Origin of the sequence: Streptomyces flavidovirens DSM 40150, assembly GCF_000429085.1 — a bacterium.
Taxonomy (GTDB): Bacteria; Actinomycetota; Actinomycetes; order Streptomycetales; family Streptomycetaceae; genus Streptomyces; species Streptomyces flavidovirens.
Genome location: NZ_AUBE01000017.1, coordinates 20,340 through 44,860 on the forward strand (window position 1 = coordinate 20,340; position 24,521 = coordinate 44,860).

The window sequence follows — 24,521 nt, forward strand, 5'->3', positions numbered from 1 at the left end:
CGGCGGCTGGGGTGCGGCGGCCGGGTGCGGCTGTCGGTCTTCGGCGGCCGGTCTTCAGCGGCCGGCCGGGGGTCAGGCGTGGAAGGGCAGGCCGGCCTCGGCGGTCAGTTCGAGGTCGTCGGCGTCCGAAGGCGGCACCAGCGTCGGGGTGCCGTCGGTCACCGGCACCACGCCCAGTTCCAGCAGCTCGGCCATGGCCGCGCTGCCCGCCATGTCGCGGACCTGCAACTGGTAGCGGGCGGTGGTGCGGTACGCCCCTCCCGCGTCGTCACCCGTGCGGTGCAGGAAGCCGGATTCGGTGAGGAAGGCGACGGCCTTGCCGACGATGCCGGTGGTGGAACCGGCCAGCCGTCGCGCGTCCTTGGTGGCGCCGGTCGCGCTGCGGCGGGCGTAGATCCGCCAGGCCGCTTCGAGGCCGGGGGCCTCGGTGGCCGGGTCGGTGTTCTCCCCCTGCTCGTCGGCGCGCTCCTCCAGGCGGCGGCAGGCCTGGCGCACGAAGGCGTCGACACCGTTGACCGTTATGCGGCCGATGTACCCGTCGTCGGCGAGGTCTTCGGGGCGGGGGAACGCCAGTGCGGCGACGGCGAGGTGGGCGAGGCCGTGCAGGAACCGGTCGGCGGAGTCGGCCGAGGCCCGCCGGGCGTAGTCGCCCATCCGTACGGCGAAGACCGAGTCCTCCCCGGCGGAGACGGCCATGCCCGCGCGTGTGGAGACTTCCAGGACGACGAGTCCGAGGCCGGTCGCGACGGCGTCGGCGAGGCGCGCGAAAGCGGGCTCTTCGCGGTAGCGGCGGAGGAGGTCGGCGTACTCCACGTCGCGGGCAGGCAGCAGCTTGGGCTGGAGCCCGAAGGACACCAGCCGGGCGGCGTCGGCCGCGTCGGCGGGCGTGACCGCGCCGTGCGCGGCGGCAGCGGGAGCGGGCGCGGGCAGCTCGCCGGATTCGGCTGCGCCGCCAGCGGCGGCCGCGCCGGTCGCGGCGTCGGTGGGCCGCTCGCTCCACGCGTCGGCGTGCTCTGCGCGGTGGTCGCTCACGACTGCTGCTCCTCGGTACGGGAATTCTTGGATTCGGGTACGGACTCGATGGCGCGCACCGGGCCTGACGCGCCCGGAGTTCCGGCTGGTGCCCGCCCGGAGCCGCGCGGAGACGGTGTCGCCGTGGCCGGGCGCCGGGCAATCGGCGCACCGGTCGTGCTGGAAACGGACCCGATGCCGCGTCTCCTGGTCATGCCGCCTCCGTCCGGTCCGCGCTCATCCCGGCGGCGTCCAGCAGTGCCATGCCCACTATCAGGTCGGCGCCGCCGAACTCCGGGTCGTCGAGTTCGGTGCCGTCGTCCACGGCGAACAGCAGTTGCTTCTCGCCCTGCCGGTAAGCGGTGCCGACCGGCGGGCTCGCCGCGTGCACCGCGAGCAGCGCGACGAGGTACGGGAGCTCGGGGTCACGGCGCCGCGCGTCGGCCAGCAGTCCGGACAGTCTGCGCGGCGCGTCGTGCGGCAGGTCGAGCAGCTCCATGGCGCTCGCCAGCTGCTCCTCGCTGAACCGGCTGTCGTCCGGGGTGGCGATCAGGTCCGGCTCCGGCATCTCGGCGCCCAGGTGCTCCCGCTCCAGCGGCGGGGTCAGCAGTATGTCGACCAAGTCCCCGACCCGTACGGACACGGGCGTGCGCAGCCCGGCGCCGTGCGCGAAGAACGCGTCGGTGACGCGGATCGCCTGCTCCACCGGCAGGGGCAGCAGTGGCGCGACCAGCTGGCCGTACAGGTCGAGCCCGGCCCGCGCCGTGGGCGTGGCGAACGCCTGGCGGTCCTGCTCGGCGCGGAACAGGGGTCCGGCGTCCAGCAGCCGGGACTGCAGCTGCGTGTGCCTGCGGATGCAGTCCTTGACGATGTCGACGAGCTCGGCCGCGCGCCGCTTGTGCTCGGGTTCCACGGCTTCGTCCCGCGCCTTGCGGATGTTGGTGAGGATCGCGTTCTCGTGCCGGTAGCGGTCGGCGACGTGGTCGAGCGCCTCGGCGATCATGTCGGGCACCGCGTTGAGCCAGTCGACGGCGCGCACGTTGCGCCGGGTCGCCTCCAGGGTCCTGCGGAGCGTCTCGGCGTACTGCACGGTCCGGTACCGGGCCTGCTCGGCGGCGAGCTGGGCGTCGGCGAGCCGGCCGCGGCTGATGAGCACTTCGAGCTTGACCTCGGCGGCGATCTGCGCGCTGGTGACGTCCGTGTCGAGGGCGCCGACAAGGACGTTGACCGCCTCGTCGGTGGTCCGCAGGTAGACGCTGCCGCCGTACCCGGGGACCTCCTCGATGAGCTTGAAGTCGTAATCCCTGCGCACATAAGCACCATCGGGGCCGAACGTGCCATAAACCGCACGGAAGCCGCGGTCCACGCTTCCGACGTTGATCAGGTTCTCCAGGACCCAGCGTGCGACGCGCTCGTGCTCGGCGAGCGGGCGGTCGGGGGCCTGGGCCGCGACCCGCGGAAGCAGCCTGGCCACTATCTGCTCGTGGTCGGCGCCCGTGTCGAAGTCCATGTTGAGGGTGACGAGGTCGATCGCGGCGAGCGCGATCTCCGCCATCGCGTAGACCGAGTATTCGCCCGCGAGGTTCGCCTTGCGTACGTCGAGATCGTGCAGCGGCGCGGTGCAGGCGAGCGCGCGGAGCCGCCGCGCGAGCCCCTCGTCGGCGGCCGGGCCCTGTGCGGGCCGCGGCCCCGCGCTGAGCTGGGGCGGAACGAATTCCGTCGATGCAGGCGAAGTCACGTGGCACAGATTAGGTCCTCGCACTGACAACGGTCGAAACGGCGCAGAAGCGACCCTCACGCAGGACCGGATCAGCGGAGGACGGCCATGGGCCAAAAGCCCCTCATGTCCCCCAGTTTCCGGCCTCGATGTGGCGTGCGTACACCTCGACGAGCTGGGTTCGCGAGTCGTCCAGATAGTCGGCGAGGAGCTGTTCGCCGGCCGCGTTGTCGCCCGCCCGCAGGCGTTCCAGAATCTCCCGGTTCCGTACGAGATAAGGTTCGTGCAGCCGGCGCGGATCGGCCACCACGTGGAAGGCGAGGCGCAGTTCGGCCAGGACACCGCGCATCAGCTCGTCGGTGCGGGGGCTGGCGGCGAGGGAGACGAGTTCCCGGTGGAAGTGGATGTTGGCGGTCGATACGCCTTTCCACTCCTGCCGGCCGGCCGCCCGCTCGCCGTCACCGACGGCCTTGTCGAGGCCGCCGAGGGGGAAGGGCGGCGCGCCGAGCCCACGGACGACGGCGCACTCGATCAGCCGCCGAATGCGGTAAATGTCCTCTACGTCCTCAACGGCGAGGACGCGGACGAAGACTCCGCGGTTGAGCTGGTGGACGAGCAGCCGCTCATGGGTCAGCAGCCGGAACGCCTCGCGCAGCGTGTTGCGCGAGACGCCGAGCGCCTTGCCGATGCCGTCCTCCGAAAGGCGTTCGCCCGGCGGGAAGTAGCCCTCGGCGATGCGGGTGCGGAGGATGTCCGCGACTCGCTCCGCCGTGCTGGTGCGGCCCAGCAGCGGGCGGTCGTCGGCCAGCCCGCCGGCCTCGGACTCCGTCGTCCTCACAGCGCCTGTCTCCCTACTGCTCTCCCGCCGGCCCACTTGTCGCCGTGCGCGCGCTGCCCATCGTAGAAGCAAGAACGAACCGACATGACTCTTGTCGGATCGTTCAACAATCCCCTACGTTGGCGTCACCGCACGGTCTCCAGCGCACTCCTCCCCTTCCGCGAGGTGCAGATGAGTACCACCCAGACACAGTCGAAGCAGGACGAACTACCCGACGACAACGGCGCGTTCGCGTGGCTCCGCGCCCTCGGGCCGCGCGGCCGCCGCGCCTTCGGCGGCGCGTTCGGCGGATACGCCCTCGACTCCTACGACTTCTTCACCCTGCCGCTGAGCATGGTCGCGATCTCCGCGTACTTCAGTCTCAGCACCGGGCAGACGGGCCTCCTCACGACCGTCACGCTGGTGGTGTCCGCGATCGGCGGCGCCGTCGCCGGCATCGCGGCCGACCGCATAGGCCGGGTGAAGGCGCTGATGATCACGGTGATCACCTACGCGTTGTTCACCGTCCTGTGCGGGTTCGCCCCCAACTACGAGACGCTGCTCGTCTTCCGCGCGCTCCAGGGCCTCGGTTTCGGCGGCGAGTGGGCGGTCGGCGCGATCCTGGTCGCCGAGTACTCCTCGGCCAGGCATCGCGGCCGTACGCTCGGGGCGATCCAGAGTTCCTGGGCAGTCGGGTGGGCGCTCGCGGTCATCGTCTACACGGTGGTCTTCCAGTACCTGGACCCGGACACGGCCTGGCGTGTGATGTTCTGGACCGGTGCGCTTCCCGCGCTTCTGGTGATCTGGGTACGCCGCCATGTCAGCGACGCACCGGAAGCGACGCAGCGGCGTCTCGCGAGCAGCGACAAGGGGTCGTTCACGGCGATCTTCAAGAAGGACCTGCTGCGCACCACGCTCTTCGGTGTGCTGCTGTCCACCGGTGTCCAGGGCGGCTATTACACGCTCGCGACCTGGGTGCCCACCTACCTCAAGACGGAGCGGGGCCTCACCGTCGTCGGTACCGGCGGCTATCTGACGTTCCTCATCTCGGGCGCGTTCATCGGCTACCTCACCGGGGGGTACCTCACCGACAGACTGGGCCGTAAGAAGAACATCGCGCTGTTCGCGTTCCTCTCGGCCGCCTGCATCCTCGCCTACACCAACATCCCCTCCGGGGCGAACAACGTGGTGCTCGTCCTGGGCTTCCCGCTGGGCTTCTGTATGTCGGCCATTTTCAGCGGCTTCGGTTCGTTCCTCAGTGAGCTCTATCCGACGGCTGTTCGCGGGACCGGTCAGGGGTTCACGTACAACACGGGCCGTGCCGTGGGCGCTTTCTTCCCGACCCTCGTCGGCTTCCTGGCCGGGGGCTGGGGAGTGGGGGGCGCACTGATCTTCGGTGCGGTCGGTTACGGGCTTGCCGTACTGGCGCTGTTCGGCCTTCCCGAGACGCGCGGAAAAGAGCTCCAGTGAACGCCACTACGACTGGCAGAGCTTCGATCGATCTCAACGCCGACCTCGGGGAAGGCTTCGGACGCTGGCAACTGACCGATGACGAAGAGCTGCTGTCCGTCGTCACCAGCGCCAACGTCGCCTGCGGCTTCCATGCCGGTGACGCGGCGACCATGCGCCGCGTCTGCGACCTCGCGGCCGCGCGCGGGGTGCGGATCGGAGCCCAGGTCTCGTACCGCGATCTGGCCGGCTTCGGGCGGCGCTCCATGGACGTCCCCCCGGACGAACTCGCGGCCGAAGTCGCCTACCAGATCGGCGCACTGGACGTGTTCGCGCGAGCGGCGGGTTCACAGGTGTCGTACGTCAAGCCGCACGGTGCGCTCTACAACCGGGTGGTGCACGACGAGGAACAGGCAGCGGCCGTAGTCGACGGTGTGCTGCTGGCGGGCGGCGGCCGGCCGGTCCTGGGCCTGCCCGGATCGCGGTTCCTCGACCTCGCCGCGAAGGCCGGGCTGCCGGTCGTCACCGAGGCGTTCGCGGACCGCGCGTACACGGCGGAAGGGACGCTCGTTCCGCGCGGACACGAGAACGCCGTCGTGACCGACGCGGGAACGGTCGTTGAACGCTCCGTCTCCATGGCCCGGTTCGGCGTCGTCACCTCCCACTGCGGCAGCCCTGTCCCCGTGCGGGCCCGCTCGCTGTGCCTGCACGGGGACACTCCGGGCGCCGTGGGCCTTGCCCGCCGCGTACGGGAACGTCTGGAGGCCGCGGGTGTCCGTGTGGAGGCCTTCGTATGAGCGACATGAGGGCGCTGCCGGTCGGTGACCGCGCCCTGCTGGTCGAACTCGGCAGCGGCGAGGAGGCCGAGGCCCTCCACGCCGAGCTGCTGCGGCGCCGGGCCGAGGGAACGCTCCCCGCCGTACAGGAGATCGTGCCCGCGGCACGCACCGTTCTCCTCGACGGCCTCGACGATCCGGCGCGCTTCGCCAAGTGGCTGGCCGGCTGGGAGATCCCGCCGCTCGCGTCCGGCGCGCGGAGTGCGATCGAGATCCCGGTGCGTTACGACGGTCCCGATCTCGCGGCGGTGGCGGAGCTGTGGGGCGTACGGCCGGACGAGGTGGGGCGGATCCACTCCTCTACCGTGTTCCGGGTGGCTTTCTGCGGGTTCGCGCCCGGGTTCGGCTATCTGACGGGTCTCGCCGAGCGGTACGCCGTACCGCGCAGGGCCACGCCCCGCACGGCCGTCCCGGCGGGTGCCGTGGCGCTGGCCGGCGCGTACACCGGGGTGTATCCGCGCTCGTCCCCCGGTGGCTGGCAGCTCATCGGTTCGACGCGGGCGGTGCTGTGGGACCACGCGCGCGTGCCCGCCGCGCTGCTCACACCGGGCGCGCGGGTGCGGTTCGTACCGGAGGAGCTGTGACGGACCGGGCTTTCGCGGTGGTACGGGCGGGTGCGCTGACGTCCGTGCAGGACCACGGGCGGTCCGGCCACGCGCATCTCGGGGTGCCGCGCTCCGGTGTGCTGGACCGGCCCGCGAGCGATCTCGCGAACCGGCTGGTGGGCAATCCGGCGGAGGCGGCCGTCCTGGAGACGACTCTGAACGGCTGTGCGGTGCGGCCGCGTCGCGCCGTCACCGTGGCGGTCACCGGTGCGCCGTGCCGGGTCACCGTGGACGGACGGCCCGCGGCCTGGGGCGCGCCCGTGCGGGTGGCGGCGGGAAAGGTACTGGAACTGGAACATGCGACGGGCGGGGTACGGAGCTATCTCGCGTTCGCCGGGGGGATCGCCTGCGAACCCGTGCTGGGCAGCCGTTCCACCGATCTGCTGTCGGGGCTGGGGCCCGCCCCTCTGACCGACGGTGCGGTGCTGCCGCTGGGCGACCCGTCGGGACCACCCGTGTACGCCGATGCCGTGCCCTGGCAGGGCCCCCCGCGCGAACTGGTGCTGAGGGCCGGTCCGGGCCCGCGTGCGGACTGGTTCACCGCGCGGGCGCTGCACACCCTGGCCACAGCGGTCTACCGCGTCTCGGCCGCGAGCAACCGCATCGGGCTGCGCACGGAGGGGCCCCCTCTGGAACGCGCCGTACACGGCGAACTGCCCAGTGAGGGCATGGTCCTCGGCGCGGTGCAGGTGCCCCCGGACGGCCGCCCCCTGATCTTCCTGGCCGACCACCCCACCACGGGCGGATACCCGGTGATCGCGGTCGTCAGGGAGCGGGATCTCGGCGCGGCGGCGCAGGCCCCACCCGGTACGCCCATCCGTTTCGTTCCCACGAGGACGCGGTGAGGCCTCAAGAGGCTCGCAAGCCCGCCAGGAGCCCTCAGGAGCCGCCCGGTGTTCCGTACCCGCCCCCGCCCGGCGTCCGGATCTCCAGCACGTCTCCGGGCCCGACCTCGGCCGTGTCGCAGCCTGCCAGCCGCGCGACCGTGCCGTCGGCGCGCTCGACGAGGTTGCTGCCGGTCGCTCCCGGGCCGCCGCCCGCCATGCCGTACGGCGGGACACGGCGGTGGCCGGAGAGCAGCGCCACCGTCATCGGTTCCAGGAACCGGATCCTGCGCACCACCCCGCAGCCGCCCCTCCACCGGCCCTCTCCCCCGCTGCCCTCGCGTACGGAGAAGCCTTCAAGGCGCACCGGGTAACGCCACTCCAGCACCTCGGGGTCGGTGAGGCGCGAGTTGGTCATATGGGTCTGCACCGCGTCGGCCCCGTCGAATCCGTCGCCCGCTCCGGAGCCGCTTGCCACGGTCTCGTAGTACTGCACGCGGTCGTTTCCGAAGGTGACGTTGTTCATGGTTCCCGAGCCCTCGGCCTGCACGCCGAGCGCGGCGTACAGGGCGCCGGTCACCGCCTGCGAGGTCTCGACGTTGCCCGCCACGGTGGCCGCCGGGTAGACGGGCGCCAGCATCGAGCCGTCAGGGACCCGCACCTCCAGTGGTTCGAGGCAGCCGCTGTTGAGCGGGATCTCTTCGGCGACGAGTGTCCTGAAGACGTACAGAACGGCCGCCATGACCACCGACTTGGGGGCGTTGAAGTTCCCCTCCTGCTGGGGCGCTGTGCCGGTGAAGTCCAGCACCGCGCCGCGTGCCTCCCGGTCCACCCGCAGGGCGACCCGGATCACGGCTCCGCTGTCCATCTCGTAGCGGTACTCGCCGTCCCGCAGTCCGGCGACGATACGCCGCACGGATTCCTCGGCGTTGTCCTGTACGTGGCGCATGTACGCCTGGACCACATCGAGGCCGAACTGGGCCACCATGCGGCGCAGTTCGGCGATGCCCCTCTCGTTCGCGGCGATCTGGGCACGCAGGTCGGCCAGGTTGGTGTCCGGGTCGCGCGACGGATACGCGGCGGCGGCCAGCAGTTCGCGCGTCTCGTGCTCGCGCAGTCTGCCGTCCCTCACCAGAAGCCAGTTGTCGAAAAGGACGCCCTCTTCATGCACGGTACGGCTGAAGGCCGGCATCGAGCCGGGGGTGATGCCGCCGATCTCGGCATGGTGTCCGCGCGAAGCCACCAGGAAGCGCAACGGCCCGCCGCCGGTGTCGAACACGGGGGTCACCACGGTGATGTCCGGCAGGTGTGTACCACCGTGGTAGGGGTCGTTGATGGCGTACACGTCTCCGGGGCGCATGGCGCCCTCGTTGCGCCGCAGTACCTCCTTGATGGACTCGCCCATCGAACCGAGGTGTACGGGAATGTGCGGGGCGTTCGCGATCAGGTTGCCGTGCGCGTCGAAGAGCGCGCAGGAAAAGTCGAGCCGCTCCTTGATGTTGACGGAGTGGGCGGTGTTTTCGAGGCGTACGCCCATCTGCTCGGCGATGGCCATGAAGAGGTTGTTGAACACTTCCAGCATGACGGGGTCGACGTCCGTGCCGACCGCCGTTGTGCCGGGACGCGGGCGCACGCGCGTGAGCAGCAGGTGCCCTCGTTCTCCGGCGGCCGCCTGCCAGCCGGGGTCGACCACGGTGGTGGCGTCGTCCTCGGCGATGACGGCGGGTCCTTCGACGGTGTCGGCGGGCCGCAGGTCGTCGCGCCGGTACAGCGGGGTGTCCAGTCTCCGGCCCCCGGTGAACATCCGTACCGTCGCGCGCGGAGTCAGCCTTCCCGTGCGCGGACGAACTGGCTCGGCGTTCCCGGAAACATCCCCCGCCGTTCCCACGGCCTCGACCGAGACGGCTTCGACGACCAGCGGCTTGTCCATCGTGAAGGCGTACCGCGCGCGGTGGTCCGCTTCGAAGGCGGCCGTCATGTCCGGGACGCTGCCCAGTGCCACCGGCAGGCTCGCGTCCGTACCGGCGTAGCGGATCAGCACGCGCGCGTGCGTGCTGATCGCGGCGTCCGCGATGCCGTCGGCGCGCAGATCGGCGCGGCTACGTCCGGCCAGCCGGTCGCACAGTTCGCGTACGCGCCCGAGGGTCCCCTCGTCGAGTTCCGCCTCGACCGACTGCTCGCGCATGGCGGTGGCGTCGGCCAGCCCGATGCCGTACGCGGAGAGCACACCGGCCAGTGGCGGCACGATCACCGTGTTGACGCCCAGTGCGTCCGCGACAGCACACGCGTGCTGTCCGCCGGCCCCGCCGAAGCTGGTGAGGGCGTACCGGGTGATGTCGTGACCGCGTTGTACGGAGATCTTCTTGACGGCGTTCGCCATGTTGAGCACGGCGATGTCGAGAAAGCCCGACGCGACCTCCTCGGGGCTGCGGCGCACCCCGGTCGCTTCCGCGATGTCGTCGGCCAGCCGCGCGAACCGGTGGTGCACCGTCCGCGCGTCCAGAGGCTGGTCGCCGCGCGGTCCGAAGACGGCGGGGAAGTGTTCGGGCTGGACGCGTCCGAGCATCACGTTGGCGTCGGTGACTGTGAGGGGGCCGCCGCGCCGGTAACAGGCGGGCCCGGGGACGGCGCCCGCCGAGTCGGGGCCGACCCGGTAGCGCCGGCCGTCGAAGTGGAGCAGTGAGCCGCCGCCCGCCGCGACGGTGTGGATGTTCATCATCGGAGCGCGCATGCGTACGCCCGCCACCTGAGTGCCGAAGTCCCTTTCGAACGCGCCCGCGTAGTGCGACACATCGGTGGATGTGCCGCCCATGTCGAAGCCGATGACGCGCTCGTACCCGGCCTGCTCCGACGTACGGGCCATTCCGACGACGCCGCCCGCGGGGCCGGAGAGTACGGCGTCCTTGCCACGGAAGTGTGCGGCTTCCCGGAGCCCGCCGTTGGACTGCATGAACATCAGGCGCACGCCCTGGAGTTCCGTGGCGACCTCGTCGACGTACCGGCGGAGGATCGGTGAGAGGTACGCGTCCACGACGGTCGTGTCGCCGCGTAGGACGAGCTTGATCAGTGGACTGACCTCGTGCGAGCAGCTCACCTGGGTGAACCCGAGTTCACGTGCCACGGCCGCGACGGCGGACTCGTGCGCCGGATGACGGTAGCCGTGCATCAGCACGACGGCGGCGCTGCGAAAACCGTCGCTCCGCGCGGCGCGCAGTTTTTCGGTCACGGCCGCGAGGTCCAGTGGCCGTACGGTCGCTCCGTGGGCGTCGATCCGTTCCGGGACCTCGACGACGTGCTCGTACACCGCCTCGGGCAGGACGATGTGGCGGTCGAAGAGCCGGGGGCGGTTCTGGTAGGCGATGCGCAGGGCGTCCCTGAAGCCTTCGGTGATGACGAGCACGGTCGGCTCTCCGCGCCGTTCCAGGAGTGCGTTGGTGGCGACCGTCGTACCCATCTTGACGGCGTCGATCCGGTGGGCCGGGACCGGCTCGCCGGGCCCGAGCTCCAGCATCAGCCGGATCCCGGCGACGGCCGCGTCCCGGTAGCGCTCCGGGTTGTGCGAGAGCAGCTTGCGGGTGACGAGGCGCCCGTCGGGCCGCCGGCCCACCACATCGGTGAAGGTGCCGCCACGGTCGATCCAGAACTCCCAGCGCCCGCTCATTCCCCCATTCTGGCAAGGGGCGGGGCCGATACGGCGGCGAGCGCGGCCGAGAGCGCCTGCGCGGCACGCAGATCGAGCCGCGCGGTGGTGCCGCGTGCCCCGTGCCGTACCTCGGCGGCCGCCAGGCCGAGGAGTTGCGGCAGCAGGTCGGTGGAGCGGCGCGCCAGCCAGCCGGTGCCGGCCGTCAGGAGCCACAGGAGAGCGGCGGCGCGGGTGGGCGGGGGCCGCTCGGGTTCGTACCCCGGCGGCGCGCCTGCGGCGAGCCCCCCGGCAGCGAGCAGCGCGTGGAAGCGGGCGGCAATCAGCCGGTGCCCGCGCTCGCCGGGGTGCAGCCTGTCCGCGCTCCAGAGGCCTCGGTCGCTCACCCAGGGGCCCTCGGCGACGTGCAGGTGTACGGCGCCGTAGCGGGCGGACAGTGCGTGCACCACGGCGTTGACGGCGCGCTGTCTGCGGGCCAGCGGACGGGCGAGCGGAGGCGGCAGGCCGAGCATGGTGCCGGGGTCGGGCAGACAGGCCGTCAGCAGTACGGCGCCGCTCCTGGCCAGGTCGGCGCACACCGCGTCGAGCAGGACGGTGAAGTCGTGGATGTCGAAGGTGCGGCGGAGCGTGTCGTTGACGCCGACGACGACCGACGCGATGTCGGGGGCGTAGGCCAGGGCTTGCGGTGCCTGGCGTTCGGCGACATCTCGGGTGAGCGCGCCGCTGACGGCGAAGTTCCGGAACTCCGCCGTTTCGCCGCGGGGTGCGAGCCCGTCGGCCAGCAGCGCGGCCCAGCCGCGCCATCCGCCGTCCACCGGGTCGCCGACGCCCTCGGTGAGCGAGTCCCCCAGCGCCGCGAACCGGACGGCCCGCCCGGCTTCCGGGCCGGGCCGTGGCCGGTTGGCCTCCTCCCCGGATGCCGTACGCGCTGGGTGTCTGCGCAGGGGCTCCGTTCGAGGACCAGCCCGACGGGTGTCCAGGGGGCTGGGAGCCTGCCCGCAGGAGCAGGCGGCGTCGGCCCCGGTGCCGGGCTCCGGACCGGCCGTGGCTTCGACGCGGGCTTCGCGGGTCATGCGGTCACCTCCGGCGACCGCGCCGGCGCCTTCGCGTCGTGCGCGGCCAGGAACGCGGCCACCGCCGCCGGCCACCCGAAGAGTTCCGCACGTGCCCTCGCCGCCGCGCGGCGCGCGTCTTCCGGGCGGTCGAGCAGCTGCCGTACGGCGTGCGCGAACGCCTCACCGGAATCGGCGGCGGCCAGACCCGCGTCCCCGATGACCTCCGGCAGCGCCGAGGACGCGCTGGCGACCACCGGAGTGCCGCAGGCCAGCGCCTCCAGCGCGGACAGCCCGAAGGTTTCGGCGGGTCCGGGCGCCAGACAGAGGTCCGCCGCCGCCTGGAGGTCCGCCAGTTCGCCGCGGTCCGCCACATGTCCCAGGAACACGGCGGGCAGCCGCTCCGTGCGCGCCCTGCGCACCAGCCTGTCCCGCAGCGGCCCGTCCCCGGCGACCACCAGTGCCGCCCTCACGCCGTTCCCGCGAAGCGCCGCGAGGGCGTCCAGGGCCGTTTCCGGGTGCTTCTCGACCGACAGACGCGAGCACAGCAGGAGCAGTACGTCGTTCCCCCGCGCGTGCCGGGCGCGCAGCGCCGCACTGCGGCGTTCCGGGCGGCACGCGTGCAGATCGACGCCCAGGGGAGCGCGCACCACATTGCGCGCACCGATACGTACGAACTCGCGCTCCGCCCACTCCGTCGTGCACACGATCCGTGAGTACGCCCACGCCGTGCGCACGTTCAGCCGGTCCGCCGTGCGTCCGGCGACCGTCCGGGGCACTCCCCAGGTCCGCAGTACCCCGTCCGCGGTCTCGTGCGACACCATCACCGACGGCACCCTGCCGCGCCGCGCCCACTCCCCCGTCCAGCGCAGCGACGTACGGTCGGAAACCTCCAGCCGGTCCGGTGCGAGCGTCTCCAGGAGCGCGCGCAGTCTCCGGCGGCCCGCGAGGACGCGATAGCCGCCGGTCCCGGGAAGCACCACGCCCGGCAGCGTGATCACACGCCCCTGTGCGGTGAGTTCGTCGCTCTCGCGCTCGCCCGGTACGACGAGTACCGGCTCGTGGCCGGCGGCCAGGTATCCGCGGCCCAGTTCCCGCAGGGCGGTACGCAGCCCGCCCGACGACGGGGTGACGAAATTGGCCAGCCGTACGATCCGAAGCCCACCGCCGTTGCCGCCACCGCTCATGCCGCCACCGCTCATGCCGCCACCGCCGTCCGGTCGCGCAGTACGTCCGTGTAATGGCCGAGGAGCTGATCGCCGACGGCGGCCCAGGTCCTGCTCTCGACGGCCGCCCGGCCCGCCCGCCCGTAGGCAGCTCGCAGTCCCGCGTCGTGGGCGAGCGCCGAGACAGCGGTCCGTACGGCCGTCGCGTCACGCGGTTCGACGAGCAGCCCGGTGCTGCGGTGACGGACGAGGTCGAGCGGCCCGCCCGCCGCCGGAGCGATCACGGGAACGCCGCTCGCCATGGCCTCCTGCACGGTCTGGCAGAAGGTCTCGTACGGTCCGGTGTGCGCGAAGACGTCCAGGGAGGCGAAGATCCGGGCGAGGTCGTCCCCGGTCCTGCGCCCCAGAAACACCGCACCGGGCAGAGCGGCCCGCAGCGAGGGCTCACTCGGCCCGTCCCCGACGACCACGACTCGTACGCCCGGCAGCCCGCACACACCCGCGAGCAGCTCCACCTGCTTCTCGGGAGCCAGCCGCCCGACGTACCCGACGAGCAGCTCCCCGCGCGGCGCGAGAGCGCGCCGCAACGCCTCGTCCCGCAGCGACGGCCTGAAACGCGCCGTGTCGACCCCGCGCGCCCACAGCCGGACCCGCGGCACTCCGTGCTCCTCCAGGTCGCACAGCGCCGCCGTGGAGGGCGCGAGGGTGCGGTCGGCCGCGCTGTGCACGGCCCGTATGCGCCGCCAGGCCGTCCCCTCCCCGGCGCCCATGTACGTACGGGCATAACCGGCGAGGTCGGTCTGGTAGACGGCGACGGCCGGGATGCCCAGCCGCGCGGCGGCCGCCATTCCGCGCACCCCGAGCACGAAGGGGCTCGCCAGGTGAACGATGTCGGCCCGGTGGGCGGTGAGCGCGGCGGCCACCCTCCGGCTGGGCAGCGCCACCCGTACCTGCGGATAGCCGGGCAGCGGGAGCGAGGGCACGCGCACCACGGGGTACGGCAGTCCGCTGTCGGAGCCGGACGAGGAACCAGTGCCGGACCAGGAACCCATGCCGGACCAGGAACTGCCGGACCAGGAGCCGGAAGCAGCCCCCGCCGCCCCGGCCGGGGCTATGACGAGCGGGTCATGACCGCGGGCGGCGAGGTGCCGGGCGGTCTGCAGGGCGCAATGGGCAACGCCGTTGACGTCGGGCGGGAAGGACTCGGTGACGATGACGACACGCATACGCATAACCGTGTTGTCGTCGCGCCATGAGTGTCCCGGCCGACTTGGATCTTTCCGGGCGAGGAACGTCCTATGAGCGTTTGGCCCCCGTGCCCGTCACGCCGCCGTCACGCCACCCGCGGCGCCACCCCAGGCGCCGCTCCCGCGCCCGCTCAGACGGCCGGCGCGTCCGGCCCGATCCGGCTCCGTACGGCGGTCTGGACCTCGGCCTCCTCGGCCGGGTCGGCGGCGAGCCGCCGCAGCCTCTCCGCCACGCGCGCGTCACCGGTCTCGGCGTGCAGGGCGGCCAGTTCCCTAGTCGTTTCCTCGCAGTCCCACAGGCACTCGACAGCGAATCCGGTGGGGAACGAGGGGTCGGTGGCGGCCAGGGCGCGCGCCGCGCGGCCGCGCAGGTGCGAGGAGGCCGTCTCCCGGTAGACGTGGCGCAGTACGGGCGCCGCCGCGCAGATACCGAGCCGCCCCGCACCGTCCACGAGGGTCCACAGGAGCGGCGCGTCGGGCCCGTCGGCCCGTACGGTCTCCCGCAGCGCACCGAGCACGAGCGGGGCGTCCTGCGCCCCGCCCCGGCACGCGAGCACGCCGGCCGCCGACGCCCCGAGGGCGTCGGGACGGTGCACCCAGCCGCGCGCCCGGTCCACCGCGTCGGCGCCGCACATCCGCTCGAAGGAGGCGACGGCGGCGTCCGCGACGGTACGGGAGGGACTTTGCGCCGCCGCCTCGATGAGGTCGAGCACGACGGGGTCCCGTGATTCGGCGAGGTAGTGCAGTGCCGTGCAGCGCGCGCCGTCCTGACCGCCGCGTGCTGCCTCGACGATCGCGGGGCGGTCGGCGGGTCCCGCGACGGCCGTCAGGCACCTGGCGGCCGGCACGTGGAGCGGCGTACCGCGCTCCAGGCCCTGCTGGGCCCAGTCGAACACGGCCTGGACGCTCCAGCCGGGGCGCGGCCCCGTCGGCCGCATCTGCCGCTGCCAGCGGGTGAAGGAGCCCTGTTCCTGTGCCGCTCGTACGCGGGCACCGACGCTTACGCGCGGATCCTCGGACCACAGCCGCCACGGCCGGGGCTCGAAGGCGTCCCGTACGGCGGCGGCCAGCTCCGCCTCGCCCTCGGGGGTGGCGGGGAACCGGGCGAGAACGGGCGCGGCGAGAGAGCGCAGAGCGGCGTCCTCATCACGCAGGGCGAGCTCGTCGAGGGCCCACGCCCAGTTGGCGCCGGTCCTGGCGTACCGCCGCAGCAGCACGAGAGCGTCGTCCCTGCCGTACGAGGCGAGATGGCCCAGCACGGCGAGGGCGAGGCCGGTCCTGCCCTCGTCGTCGTCGAGGAGGTCCTCCGGGTCGAAGAGGTGCTGCTCGATCGCTTCGAGCCCGCCGTCGAGATCCAGGTAAAGACGCGCGTAGTACAGGGAGCGGTTCTCGACCTGCCAGTCGTGCCGGGGGTCGTCGAGAACGCAGTGGTTGAGGGCCGCGAGCGCTTCGGGGCGGGGCGCGGCGAGCGCGTGCAGCGTGCCGTCGCCCCGGCCCCTCTGCAGGAGGCCGGGCAACGTGCCGCTCGGCGCTATGACTGGATCGAACATGGAAAAAGCCTCACATCAAGCTGTCGACGCCACCGGGATACGTGCCTGTCTAGGCCGCGCGACAACATGCCGGGCCGTCCGCCGTCGACTCTTGCTCGCTGTAGACCATCTTCCTCTGCCTCTCGTCGGTGGGCCCGGAGCGGGCCCGCTCACATCCCCCGTGATCCGGCGACTTCTGCCCGTACCGCGCGCATGTGATTCCGACGTCATGATGACCCAGCCATTTCACCGACGCGACCACATTTACGACGCCCCGGTCACTGGGCCGCGAACAGCTCCAGCAGGTCCTTCTTGTCGAACATGCGCGCGGTGTCCACGGCGGACGGTGTTCCGGCGGCCGGGTCGGCGCCGCCCGCGACCAGCGCGCGGACCACCGCTTTCTCCCCCTTGAAGACGGCGCCGGCGAGCGGCGTCTGGCCCCGGTCGTTGGCCCGGTCGGGGTCGGCGCCACGGCTCAACAGGGCCTGTACGGCGGCGGCGTGGCCGTGGTAGGCGGCGAGCATCACGAGGGTGTCGCCCCGGTCGTTGGTGAGGTTCGCGGGCACGCCCGCGTCGACGTACGCGGCGAGCGCCTCGGTCTCTCCCTGGCGCGCCAGGTCGAAGACCTTGCCGGCCAGTTCGACCACCTCGGGATCCGGGGTTTCACTCATCGGAGGGACCACCTTCCTGCGCCGTTCACTGCTGTGACCTGTACGTACGGCACCAGCGCCGTACGAGTGAATCGACAGGGTACTGCCCGCTCACCGACATGACCCGGCCCGGCGGCGGCAAAGATCAGGGCGAACCGGACCTCCGGCCCGCACCCATGGGCCACACCAGTGAAAAAGCCGACAAGTAACCCATTTGCACCTTTTGCCGTATAGATACATGCTGTGAGCCTGGAAGAACTCATGGTGACTGTCCCCTCAACCAGGGAGAACCTCATGATCCTGTCCATCTCGGGCGTCGTGCTTCTCGGCATCATCGTCTTCCTCTTCTTCCGGAAAGACGGCCTCAAGGCGTCACACGCCCTCGTCTGCGCACTGTTCGGCTTCTACCTCGCGGGCACAGCCATCGCACCGAGCATCAAGGCCGGAGGCGCGAGCCTCGCCGGCCTGCTGGGCGGGATCAAGTTCTGACCTGCCGTAACCGCTTCAACACCACCCAGGAGACCGAAGTGGCCCGGCTTCCACTCCCCCGCGTTCTGAGCAGCGGCAGAGCCCCGATCATCCGCAGCCGCGAGATCGCCCGCACCGCGGCCGACAGCGCCACCGACGTCCTCCACCCGCTGATCACGCTCACCCGTGGCCTGCGGCAACTGGCCGCCGCAGGCCGGCGCAAGTGGACCAATACGCCCAAGGACCGGCGTGGTTCCGTGCTTTTCCTGGTGGCGGCCCTCGTCCTGGTGGTCGCGCTCATCCCGTACGGGCCGCTGCTCGCCCTGATCACGGTGATGGCCGCGGCCGCCTGGAAAGGACGGGACCGCTCTCCCGCCCAAGCCGGCCCCACCGAGGCCGAGGCGGACCGGCTCAGGGCCCTCTACGAGGCTCTGGTGCCGTACTTCTCGGTGGCCGAGGACCCCACCCCGCTGTTCGCCCACGGCGGCGAGTGGGACAAGGCGTTCCCCGAGTACGCATTCGACGACGGCCGGCTCGTCCGCCTCCTGGTGCGCTACCCGGCGTACTTCACCGACGGCGAGGCCGCCTCGCGGGCCCGTGTAGAGCAGCTCCTGCACACCAAGTCGGGGCGCGGCCGCGAGTACCGCTTCGACTGGGACGAGGAGGGCAACCAGCTCGTCATGACCGTGCTCCCGCCGCTGCCCACCTCGCTCGCCGCCCAGCGCTTCGTCACCGCCCCCGGCGAGACGGTGCTGGGCTTCACCGACGCCGACGCCGTCCAGCGGACCGTGCCGGTCACGGAGGGCGCCAGGACGTACGACGCTCCTCCGGTGATCTGGCGGACGGGCACCCGCTCCACGGAGCCGCATCTGCTCGTCGTGGGACAGCCCGGAAGCGGTACGAGCAGCCTGCTGCGCTCGGTCGCGTTGCAGGCGCTCCAGCACGGCGACGTGGTGATCGTCGAAGGCAGCGGCACCGGCGAGTACGCGTGCCTCACCGGGCGGAGCGGCGTACTGGCCGTCGAATGCGGCCTGCCGGGAGCGCTCGCCAGTCTGGAATGGGCGGCGCACGAGACCGAGCGACGGCTGATCGCCGCGAACCGCGCCCGGCAGGCCGGCCATCCGGCGCCCGAGGACACCAGGCGCCCGCTGTGGATTCTGCTGGACCGCCCGAGCGTCTTCGGTCATCTGGCGGCCGCCGAAGGGCGCCCCGATCCGCAGCAGCTCCTCCAGGTGCCACTGCGGCACGGCAGGGCGGCGAACGTGACCGTCGTGGTGGCCGAGCAGTTCGACGCCATGGACGCGCTCAGCGAGACCGTACGGTCGCACACACGCGCGCGCGTGGTGCTCGGTGCGGCCCTTGCCGCGCAGGTCGAATACGTCCTCGGGGAGCCGCCGCACACCACGCCCACACGTGACACCCCGCCCGGCCGCGGTTACGCACGGCTCGGTACGGGCCCCGTGATGCGGCTCCAGGTTCCGGCGACGCCCGATCCGTACGACGACGCGACGAGCGAGGCGCACCGGCAGGCAGTCATCGAGCTGCTTCCCGAGCGTGTTCTCCCCCCGGAGGCGGCGCCCCCGGCACAGGCCCGGATCCAGCCCCCGGCGCAGGAGCCGGAGCCGGTGCCCGCCGAGGGCTGATGCCGCAGGAGCGGGGAAGTCCCGTCAGGCGACGAACGTCCGCGGAGCCTCGGTACCCGAGGTCGCTCCGCTCTCCACCAGCCTCGCCGCCGCGGCCAGCCGCACCGCCGCCTCGTCCGCCACCGGACCGCCGACCGTGAAGGGCAGCCGTACGTATCCCTCGAAGGCCCCGTCGACCCCGAAGCGCGGCCCCGAAGGGACCCGTACACCGACGCGCTCGCCCATCTCGGCGAGCCGCGAACCGGACAGCCCTCCGGTGCGGACCCACAGCGTGAGCCCACCGCTCGGGACGTCGAACTCCCAGTCGGGCAGCTCCCTGCGGACCGCTGCCACGAGCGCGTCGCGGTTGTCGCGGGCCTGCGTGCGGCGGATCTCCACGGCCTCTTCCCAGCCCCCGGTGCTCATCAGCCACGTCACGGCGAGCTGCTCCAGAACGGGCGTACCGAGGTCGGCGTACGCGCGGGCCGCCACCAGGCTGCGGATCACATCGGGCGCCGCCCGCACCCAGCCGATGCGCATGCCCGCCCAGAACGCCTTGCTCGCGGAGCCCACCGTCAGCACCGTGCTGCCCGACGGGTCGAAGGCGCAGACCGGCCTCGGCATGACGACGTCCGCGTCCAGGAACAGCTCGGTCATGGTCTCGTCCACGACGAGCACCGTCCCGGCCGAGCGCGCCGCGTCGACGAGCCCGCGCCGCTGGTCCTCGTCGGCCAGGGCGCCGGTCGGGTTGTGGAAGTCGGCGACGACGTACCCGAGTCGCGGGGCGGCGTCGCGCAGGACCTGCCGCCAGCGCGGCAGGTCCCAGCCCGTGAGCCCCTCGGCCATCGCGACGGGCACCAGCCGGGCGCCCGCCTCGCGCATGAGCTGGAGGATGTTGGCGTACGACGGCGACTCCACGGCGATACGTTCGCCGCGCCCCGCGAACAGATGGCAGATGGCGTCGATCGCTCCCATGGCGCCGGTGGTGACCATGATCTGCTCGGGCATGGTCGGGATGCCGCGTGCGGTGTACCGGTCGGCGAGCATCTGCCGCAGCGCGGGCAGGCCCGCCGGGTAGTCGCCGTGGGTGTGCGCGTACGGCGGCAGCTCCTCCAGCGCGCCCTGTACGGCGCGGGTGAGCCACGGCTCGGGGGCGGGCAGGGAGGCACAGCCCAGGTCGATCACGGAGCCGAGGGACTCGGGCGGCAGGGGCTCCAGGCCGCGCGCGGGCAGCGGGTTGCCGGCGGGCACGGCGGTCCAGCTTCCGGCTCCCCTGCGCGACTCCAGGAAGCCCTCGGCGCGCAGAGCCTCGTACGCCGCTGCCACGGTGGTACGGCTGACGGCCAGGGCGACCGCGAGTTCGCGCTCGGCGGGCAGCCGCGCGGCGACCGGCACACGCCCTTCGAGGACCAGCAGCCTTATGCCGTCGGCGAGGGCGCGGTAGGCCGGCGGCTTGCGCGTGCCGGGGCCCTGGGGGCGGGCCTGCTGGGCATTGAGCTGCCTGGCGAGCTGCGCCGCACCGACCGCCGAAGTCCACTGCGCCATGATTTCCAGTCCACCTAACTCGAATTGGCCATGGATAACATGTTCTGCCAAGCCACAGGGTGTCATGCGGCGGTCCACTATCGCCACTACCTCTCTCCAGGGAGCACCACTTGTCCAGGGAACTCACTCGTCGGCTGCTGCAGCTCTACGCGGGTCTCGCGCTGTACGGAGTGAGTTCGGCGGTGCTGGTGCGCGCGGGACTGGGCCTCGAACCCTGGGGGGTGCTGCACCAGGGCCTCGCCGAGAGGACCGGGCTGACGATCGGCGTGGTCTCGATCATCGTCGGCGCCGTCGTGCTGCTGCTCTGGATCCCGATCAGGCAGCGACCCGGTCTCGGCACCGTGTCCAATGTCGTGGTGATCGGCGTCGCGATGGACGGCACGCTCGCTCTCCTGCCCGGCGTACACGGCCTGGCGGGCCAGATCCCGCTGATGCTCGCCGGCATCGTGCTCAACGGCGCGGCGACCGGCCTGTACATCGCCGCCCGGTTCGGGCCGGGCCCGCGCGACGGGCTGATGACCGGGCTGCACCGGGTCACCGGGCGCTCCATCCGGCTGGTGCGCACCGCGATCGAAGTGGCCGTCGTCGCCACCGGCTTCGCCCTGGGCGGCTCGCTCGGCGCCGGCACCGTCGTCTACGCCCTGGCCATCGGACCGCTCGCGCAGTTCTTCCTGCGCGTCTTCGCCGTCCCCGCGCCGGAGATCGGCAGCACCGTCGTCGCCGGCCGTACACGGGACCGGGCGATAATCCCCCGGTGAACCGCGACCGCGTACGCCATCCCTACCTGGACCACCCGGCGCCGCTCGCCTTCGCCCATCGCGGCGGGGCGGCCGACGGCCTGGAGAACACCGCGACGGCGTTCCGGCGCGCCGACGCGGCCGGGTACCGCTACTTCGAGACGGACGTGCACGCCACGGCGGACGGCCGCCTCGTCGCGTTCCACGACGCGACCCTGGACCGGGTGACGGACCGGCGGGGCAGGATTTCGGCGCTTTCCTGGAACGACGTCAGCCGTGCGCGGGTGGCCGGGAAGGAACCACTGCCTCTCTTCGAGGAGCTGCTCGAAGAGTTCCCCGAGGCGCGCTGGAACGTCGACATCAAGGCCGAGTCCGCTCTCGCCCCGCTGGTCGGCCTGATCCGCAGGACCGGAGCGTGGGACCGGGTCTGCGCCGGGTCGTTCAACGAGAGCCGGGTCGCCAGGGCGCAGCGCCTGGCGGGCCCCCGTCTCGCCACCTCCTGCGGCACCACGGGCGTCCTGGGGCTGTGGCTGCGGGCGCGCGCTCTGCCCGCCGCCGTGCGCCGCAGCGCGGTGTGCGCCCAGGTTCCGGAGGTCCAGAACGGCATAAGGGTCGTCGATCACCGTTTCGTACGCACGGCACACGCGCTCGGCCTCCAGGTCCACGTCTGGACGGTCAACGATCCGGGCCGGATGGCAGCGCTTCTCGATCTCGGTGTGGATGGCATCATGACGGATCACATCGATACGTTGCGCACGGTCCTGACCGAGCGGGGCGCCTGGGCCTGAGCCCACGCCACCGCGCCCCGTGACCCGCGACGGCACGGGGACGAGCGAGGGGGCACCCGGTGAGCGCTGGCACCGTGGACCGTACGGACGGCACGGAGGGGGCGGGCGGTCCCGGCGAAGCGACCGGCCGAAGGCGCGAGCAACGCGGCTGGTACTTCTACGACTTCGCGTGCTCCGTCTACTCGACGAGTGTGCTCACCGTGTTCCTCGGCCCGTACCTGACGACGGTCGCGAAGGCCGCGGCGGACGCGGACGGCTTCGTTCATCCGCTGGGCATCCCGGTACGGGCCGGCTCGGTGTTCGCGTACGCCGTCTCCGTGTCCGTCGTGGTGGCGGTGCTGGTCATGCCCCTGGTGGGCGCGGCAGCGGACCGTACGGGCCGCAAGAAACCGCTGCTGGCGGCCGCCGCGTACGTCGGGGCGGGCGCGACGGCGGGCATGTTCTTCCTGGACGGGGACCGCTACCTGCTCGGCGCGTTCCTGCTGATTGTCGCGAACGCCGCGCAGTCCGTCTCGATGGTGCTCTACAACGCGTATCTGCCCCAGATCGCCGAACCGCACGAGCGCGACAAGGTCTCCTCGCGCGGCTGGGCCTTCGGCTACACGTCCGGCGCCTTCGTTCTCGTCCTCGACCTGATCCTCTACTCGGGCCACGAGAGCTTCGGACTCTCGGAGTCCGCAGCCGTACGGATCTGTCTCGCCTCGGCGGGCCTGTGGTGGGGCGCCTTCACGCTCGTGCCGCTGCGCCGGCTGCGCGACCGGCGGGTGGCGGCGGGCGGCGCGAGCGGCAGCCACGGTCCGGGCAGGGTCGGTGCGGGGTGGCGTCAACTCGTCGCCACCGTCAAGGACATGCGCCGCCATCCGCTGACGCTGTCCTTCCTGCTGGCCTATCTGGTCTACAACGACGGGGTCCAGACGGTGATCTCGCAGGCGTCGATCTACGGATCCGAGGAGCTGGGCCTCGACCAGACGACCCTCATCACGGCCATCCTGCTGGTCCAGGTGCTCGCGGTCGCCGGGGCGCTCGGCATGGGCCGGCTGGCCCAGCGGTTCGGCGCGAAGCGCACCATCCTCGGTTCGCTCGCCGCCTGGACACTGACGATCGGCGCGGGCTACTTCCTGCCGGCCGGGGAGCCGGTCTGGTTCTACGGGCTGGCGGCGGCGATCGGGCTGGTTCTCGGCGGCAGCCAGGCCCTGTCCCGCTCCCTCTTCTCGCATCTGGTGCCGCGCGGCAAGGAGGCGGAGTACTTTTCGGTCTACGAGATGAGCGACCGTGGCATGAGCTGGCTGGGACCGCTGGTTTTCGGGCTCGCCTACCAGCTGACCGGCAGCTACCGGGACGCGATCATCTCGCTCGTGGCCTTCTTCGCGCTCGGATTCGCCCTGCTCGTACGGGTGCCCGTACGGCGGGCCGTGGAGGCTGCGGGAAACCCCGTACCGGAGCGGATTTAGACCTTGAAGTGAAAGGCCGGTAGTGTACGCCTTTGGCCTGCCAGGCGGACCGTTACTGCGCGCTCGGGAATCGACAACGCTGGGTGACATCTGCTGCCATAAGTGACAAACCGGGCACTGGTGGGTACCCAACTTTTGGGAAAAAGCAGCGGCACGACGGGCGACGCATGACCCGCAACGGGAATCTTTACCGCCGACCGGACGTTGACCGGATGACGACGACAGCGACACCTGTCCTGTGGGCGACAAGCCCGGGAGGCACGATTCATGAGTGAGCGAGCTCTCCGCGGCACGCGACTCGTGGTTACAAGCTACGAGACCGACCGCGGCATCGATCTGGCCCCGCGCCAGGCGGTGGAGTACGCATGCCCGAACGGACATCGATTTGAGATGCCGTTCTCGGTAGAGGCCGAAATTCCGCCGGAGTGGGAGTGCAAGGCGTGCGGCGCCACGGCACTCCTGGTAGACGGCGACGGGCCTGAGGAGAAGAAGGGCAAGCCCGCGCGTACGCACTGGGACATGCTCATGGAAAGGCGCACCCGCGAGGAACTCGAAGAGGTCCTGGCCGAAAGGCTTGCGGTACTGCGATCCGGCGCCATGAACATTGCCGTGCACCCGCGGGACAGCCGCAAGTCCGCGTAACGCCCCGGCGTTGCGCCTGACGGCAGTCAGTACAACGGGCAAGAGCCGCGGGGGTGTGACACAGCGAGTCTGTGTCACACCCCCGCGGCTCTTGTCGTTCCACCGGGCCGGGCGGCCCGGTCAGGGGGTCAGCGGCGGCTTCGGGCCGTCGTCGCGCCCGGGCGCCGGCGGCGCGTCCTGCCTGATGACCTCACCCTGTACGACCTTGCCGTCCGGGCGGTGCATGCGAGCCTGCTGGAAGGCGTCGCCGAGGCTGCCCGTACCCGCCCCGCTCATCCTGCGTTCCAGGGAACGCTCGGCGTGCCGTCCCAGGAACGACCGGACGGGCGGTACGAGGAGCAGCAGCCCCGCCACGTCCGAGACCATGCCGGGCAGCATCAGCAGCAGGCCGCCGAGCATCAGGAAGCCGCTGCCGCTGCCCAGCCGGCGCTGCGCGGGCGTCTGTCCCGCCTGCTGCCGCTGGAGCGTCTCGGTGAGGTTCTTGAACGCGCGCCGGCCCGCCCGCTTGATGACCACGGCGCCGAGCACGGTGCCCGCGACCAGCAGCAGGAAGACCGCGAAGCCGCCGGCGGCTTCGGCCACGACGGTCAGCAGCCAGATCTCGAGCACCAGCCAGGCGGCGACGCCAAGAGGTACGAAGGTACGCGCGCGTGAACGCTTGGGAACTGTCGGGGGCGGTGAGCCGGTCGTCATGCCCCCAGTGTGCCTGTACGGGCGCCTGGACG

The 24,521-nt window shown here is 72.0% G+C and carries 22 protein-coding genes; 10 read left to right on the forward strand and 12 right to left on the reverse strand.

The genetic code is table 11. The features are described 5' to 3' along the window. Nucleotides 1–72: 72 nt before the first annotated feature. The 4 genes from G412_RS0122220 to G412_RS0122230 all read right to left on the reverse strand — a co-directional run bounded on the left by G412_RS0122220 (nt 73) and on the right by G412_RS0122230 (nt 3,566). Nucleotides 73–1,032 carry a hypothetical protein gene (locus tag G412_RS0122220; protein WP_028814006.1) on the reverse strand — a complete coding sequence of 320 codons (960 nt, stop codon included), beginning with the start codon at nt 1,030–1,032 and terminating at the stop codon, nt 73–75. After that, nucleotides 1,029–1,226, reverse strand: coding sequence for a hypothetical protein (locus G412_RS39770; RefSeq protein ID WP_157839149.1), 198 nt, complete (start codon nt 1,224–1,226; stop codon nt 1,029–1,031). Before G412_RS39770 ends, G412_RS0122220 begins: the two co-directional genes overlap by 4 nt. Further along, nucleotides 1,223–2,749 (reverse strand): hypothetical protein, encoded by a 1,527-nt coding sequence (locus G412_RS0122225; protein ID WP_028814007.1) that lies wholly within the window; start codon nt 2,747–2,749, stop codon nt 1,223–1,225. The genes G412_RS39770 and G412_RS0122225 overlap by 4 nt, the downstream gene beginning before the upstream one ends. A gap of 103 nt (nt 2,750–2,852) precedes the next feature. Further along, the gene (locus G412_RS0122230) at nt 2,853–3,566 is read right to left on the reverse strand and encodes a GntR family transcriptional regulator (protein ID WP_028814008.1); all 714 of its coding nucleotides are present in this window, start codon (nt 3,564–3,566) and stop codon (nt 2,853–2,855) included. A 171-nt stretch (nt 3,567–3,737) separates the two neighbouring features. Here G412_RS0122230 and G412_RS0122235 point away from each other — a divergent pair, with 171 nt between their 5' ends. From G412_RS0122235 to G412_RS0122250, 4 genes are read left to right on the forward strand one after another with little or no spacing between them, the layout of a single operon-like run. After that, entirely contained in the window at nt 3,738–5,015 is a 1,278-nt protein-coding gene (locus G412_RS0122235; RefSeq protein ID WP_028814009.1) for an MFS transporter, read from the forward strand. Beyond that, entirely contained in the window at nt 5,012–5,791 is a 780-nt protein-coding gene (locus G412_RS0122240) for a LamB/YcsF family protein (RefSeq protein ID WP_028814010.1), read from the forward strand. The genes G412_RS0122235 and G412_RS0122240 overlap by 4 nt, the downstream gene beginning before the upstream one ends. A 5-nt stretch (nt 5,792–5,796) precedes the next feature. Beyond that, nucleotides 5,797–6,414, forward strand: a complete 618-nt coding sequence (locus G412_RS0122245; protein ID WP_028814011.1) for a 5-oxoprolinase subunit B family protein — start codon at nt 5,797–5,799, stop codon at nt 6,412–6,414. Beyond that, complete coding sequence (locus G412_RS0122250) at nt 6,411–7,280, forward strand: 5-oxoprolinase subunit C family protein (RefSeq protein WP_028814012.1); 870 nt, start codon at nt 6,411–6,413, stop codon at nt 7,278–7,280. The genes G412_RS0122245 and G412_RS0122250 overlap by 4 nt, the downstream gene beginning before the upstream one ends. 34 nt (nt 7,281–7,314) lie before the next feature. Here the strand turns inward: G412_RS0122250 and G412_RS0122255 are convergent, their stop codons facing one another. The 6 genes from G412_RS0122255 to G412_RS0122280 all read right to left on the reverse strand — a co-directional run bounded on the left by G412_RS0122255 (nt 7,315) and on the right by G412_RS0122280 (nt 16,564). Then, on the reverse strand, nt 7,315–10,920 hold the full coding sequence (locus G412_RS0122255; RefSeq protein ID WP_028814129.1) for a hydantoinase B/oxoprolinase family protein: 3,606 nt from the start codon (nt 10,918–10,920) through the stop codon (nt 7,315–7,317). Next, a complete protein-coding gene (locus tag G412_RS35565) occupies nt 10,917–11,972 on the reverse strand; it encodes an SGNH/GDSL hydrolase family protein (RefSeq protein ID WP_078607261.1) in 1,056 nt (351 codons plus the stop codon). Before G412_RS35565 ends, G412_RS0122255 begins: the two co-directional genes overlap by 4 nt. After that, the gene (locus G412_RS35570) at nt 11,969–13,153 is read right to left on the reverse strand and encodes a glycosyltransferase (protein WP_051338544.1); all 1,185 of its coding nucleotides are present in this window, start codon (nt 13,151–13,153) and stop codon (nt 11,969–11,971) included. The genes G412_RS35565 and G412_RS35570 overlap by 4 nt, the downstream gene beginning before the upstream one ends. Next, on the reverse strand, nt 13,150–14,343 hold the full coding sequence (locus tag G412_RS0122270; RefSeq protein ID WP_028814013.1) for a glycosyltransferase family 4 protein: 1,194 nt from the start codon (nt 14,341–14,343) through the stop codon (nt 13,150–13,152). Before G412_RS0122270 ends, G412_RS35570 begins: the two co-directional genes overlap by 4 nt. Nucleotides 14,344–14,495: 152 nt before the next feature. Next, nucleotides 14,496–15,914: a HEAT repeat domain-containing protein gene (locus G412_RS0122275; protein WP_028814014.1), complete on the reverse strand. Its 1,419-nt coding sequence runs from the start codon at nt 15,912–15,914 to the stop codon at nt 14,496–14,498. Between the two features lie 257 nt (nt 15,915–16,171). Next, nucleotides 16,172–16,564, reverse strand: coding sequence for an ankyrin repeat domain-containing protein (locus G412_RS0122280; RefSeq protein ID WP_028814015.1), 393 nt, complete (start codon nt 16,562–16,564; stop codon nt 16,172–16,174). Between the two features lie 273 nt (nt 16,565–16,837). On the opposite strand from G412_RS0122280, the gene G412_RS0122285 reads away from it, so the two are divergent. Then, entirely contained in the window at nt 16,838–17,032 is a 195-nt protein-coding gene (locus tag G412_RS0122285; protein WP_028814016.1) for a hypothetical protein, read from the forward strand. Between the two features lie 38 nt (nt 17,033–17,070). After that, on the forward strand, nt 17,071–18,654 hold the full coding sequence (locus G412_RS0122290; RefSeq protein WP_028814017.1) for an ATP-binding protein: 1,584 nt from the start codon (nt 17,071–17,073) through the stop codon (nt 18,652–18,654). Between the two features lie 24 nt (nt 18,655–18,678). On the opposite strand, the gene G412_RS0122295 is transcribed toward G412_RS0122290, so the two are convergent. Continuing rightward, entirely contained in the window at nt 18,679–20,178 is a 1,500-nt protein-coding gene (locus tag G412_RS0122295) for an SCO1417 family PLP biosynthesis transcription factor (protein WP_028814018.1), read from the reverse strand. Between the two features lie 110 nt (nt 20,179–20,288). Here G412_RS0122295 and yczE point away from each other — a divergent pair, with 110 nt between their 5' ends. The 4 genes from yczE to G412_RS0122315 all read left to right on the forward strand — a co-directional run bounded on the left by yczE (nt 20,289) and on the right by G412_RS0122315 (nt 23,796). Further along, nucleotides 20,289–20,936, forward strand: coding sequence for a membrane protein YczE (gene yczE, locus G412_RS0122300; protein ID WP_028814019.1), 648 nt, complete (start codon nt 20,289–20,291; stop codon nt 20,934–20,936). Next, nucleotides 20,933–21,703 carry a glycerophosphodiester phosphodiesterase family protein gene (locus G412_RS0122305; RefSeq protein ID WP_028814020.1) on the forward strand — a complete coding sequence of 257 codons (771 nt, stop codon included), beginning with the start codon at nt 20,933–20,935 and terminating at the stop codon, nt 21,701–21,703. The genes yczE and G412_RS0122305 overlap by 4 nt, the downstream gene beginning before the upstream one ends. Nucleotides 21,704–21,762: 59 nt before the next feature. Further along, a complete protein-coding gene (locus G412_RS0122310) occupies nt 21,763–23,154 on the forward strand; it encodes an MFS transporter (protein WP_028814021.1) in 1,392 nt (463 codons plus the stop codon). A gap of 267 nt (nt 23,155–23,421) precedes the next feature. After that, nucleotides 23,422–23,796 carry an RNA polymerase-binding protein RbpA gene (locus G412_RS0122315; protein ID WP_014044757.1) on the forward strand — a complete coding sequence of 125 codons (375 nt, stop codon included), beginning with the start codon at nt 23,422–23,424 and terminating at the stop codon, nt 23,794–23,796. 120 nt (nt 23,797–23,916) lie between these two features. Here the strand turns inward: G412_RS0122315 and fxsA are convergent, their stop codons facing one another. Continuing rightward, on the reverse strand, nt 23,917–24,489 hold the full coding sequence (fxsA, locus tag G412_RS0122320; RefSeq protein WP_028814022.1) for an FxsA family membrane protein: 573 nt from the start codon (nt 24,487–24,489) through the stop codon (nt 23,917–23,919). Between the last annotated feature and the right edge of the window lie 32 nt (nt 24,490–24,521).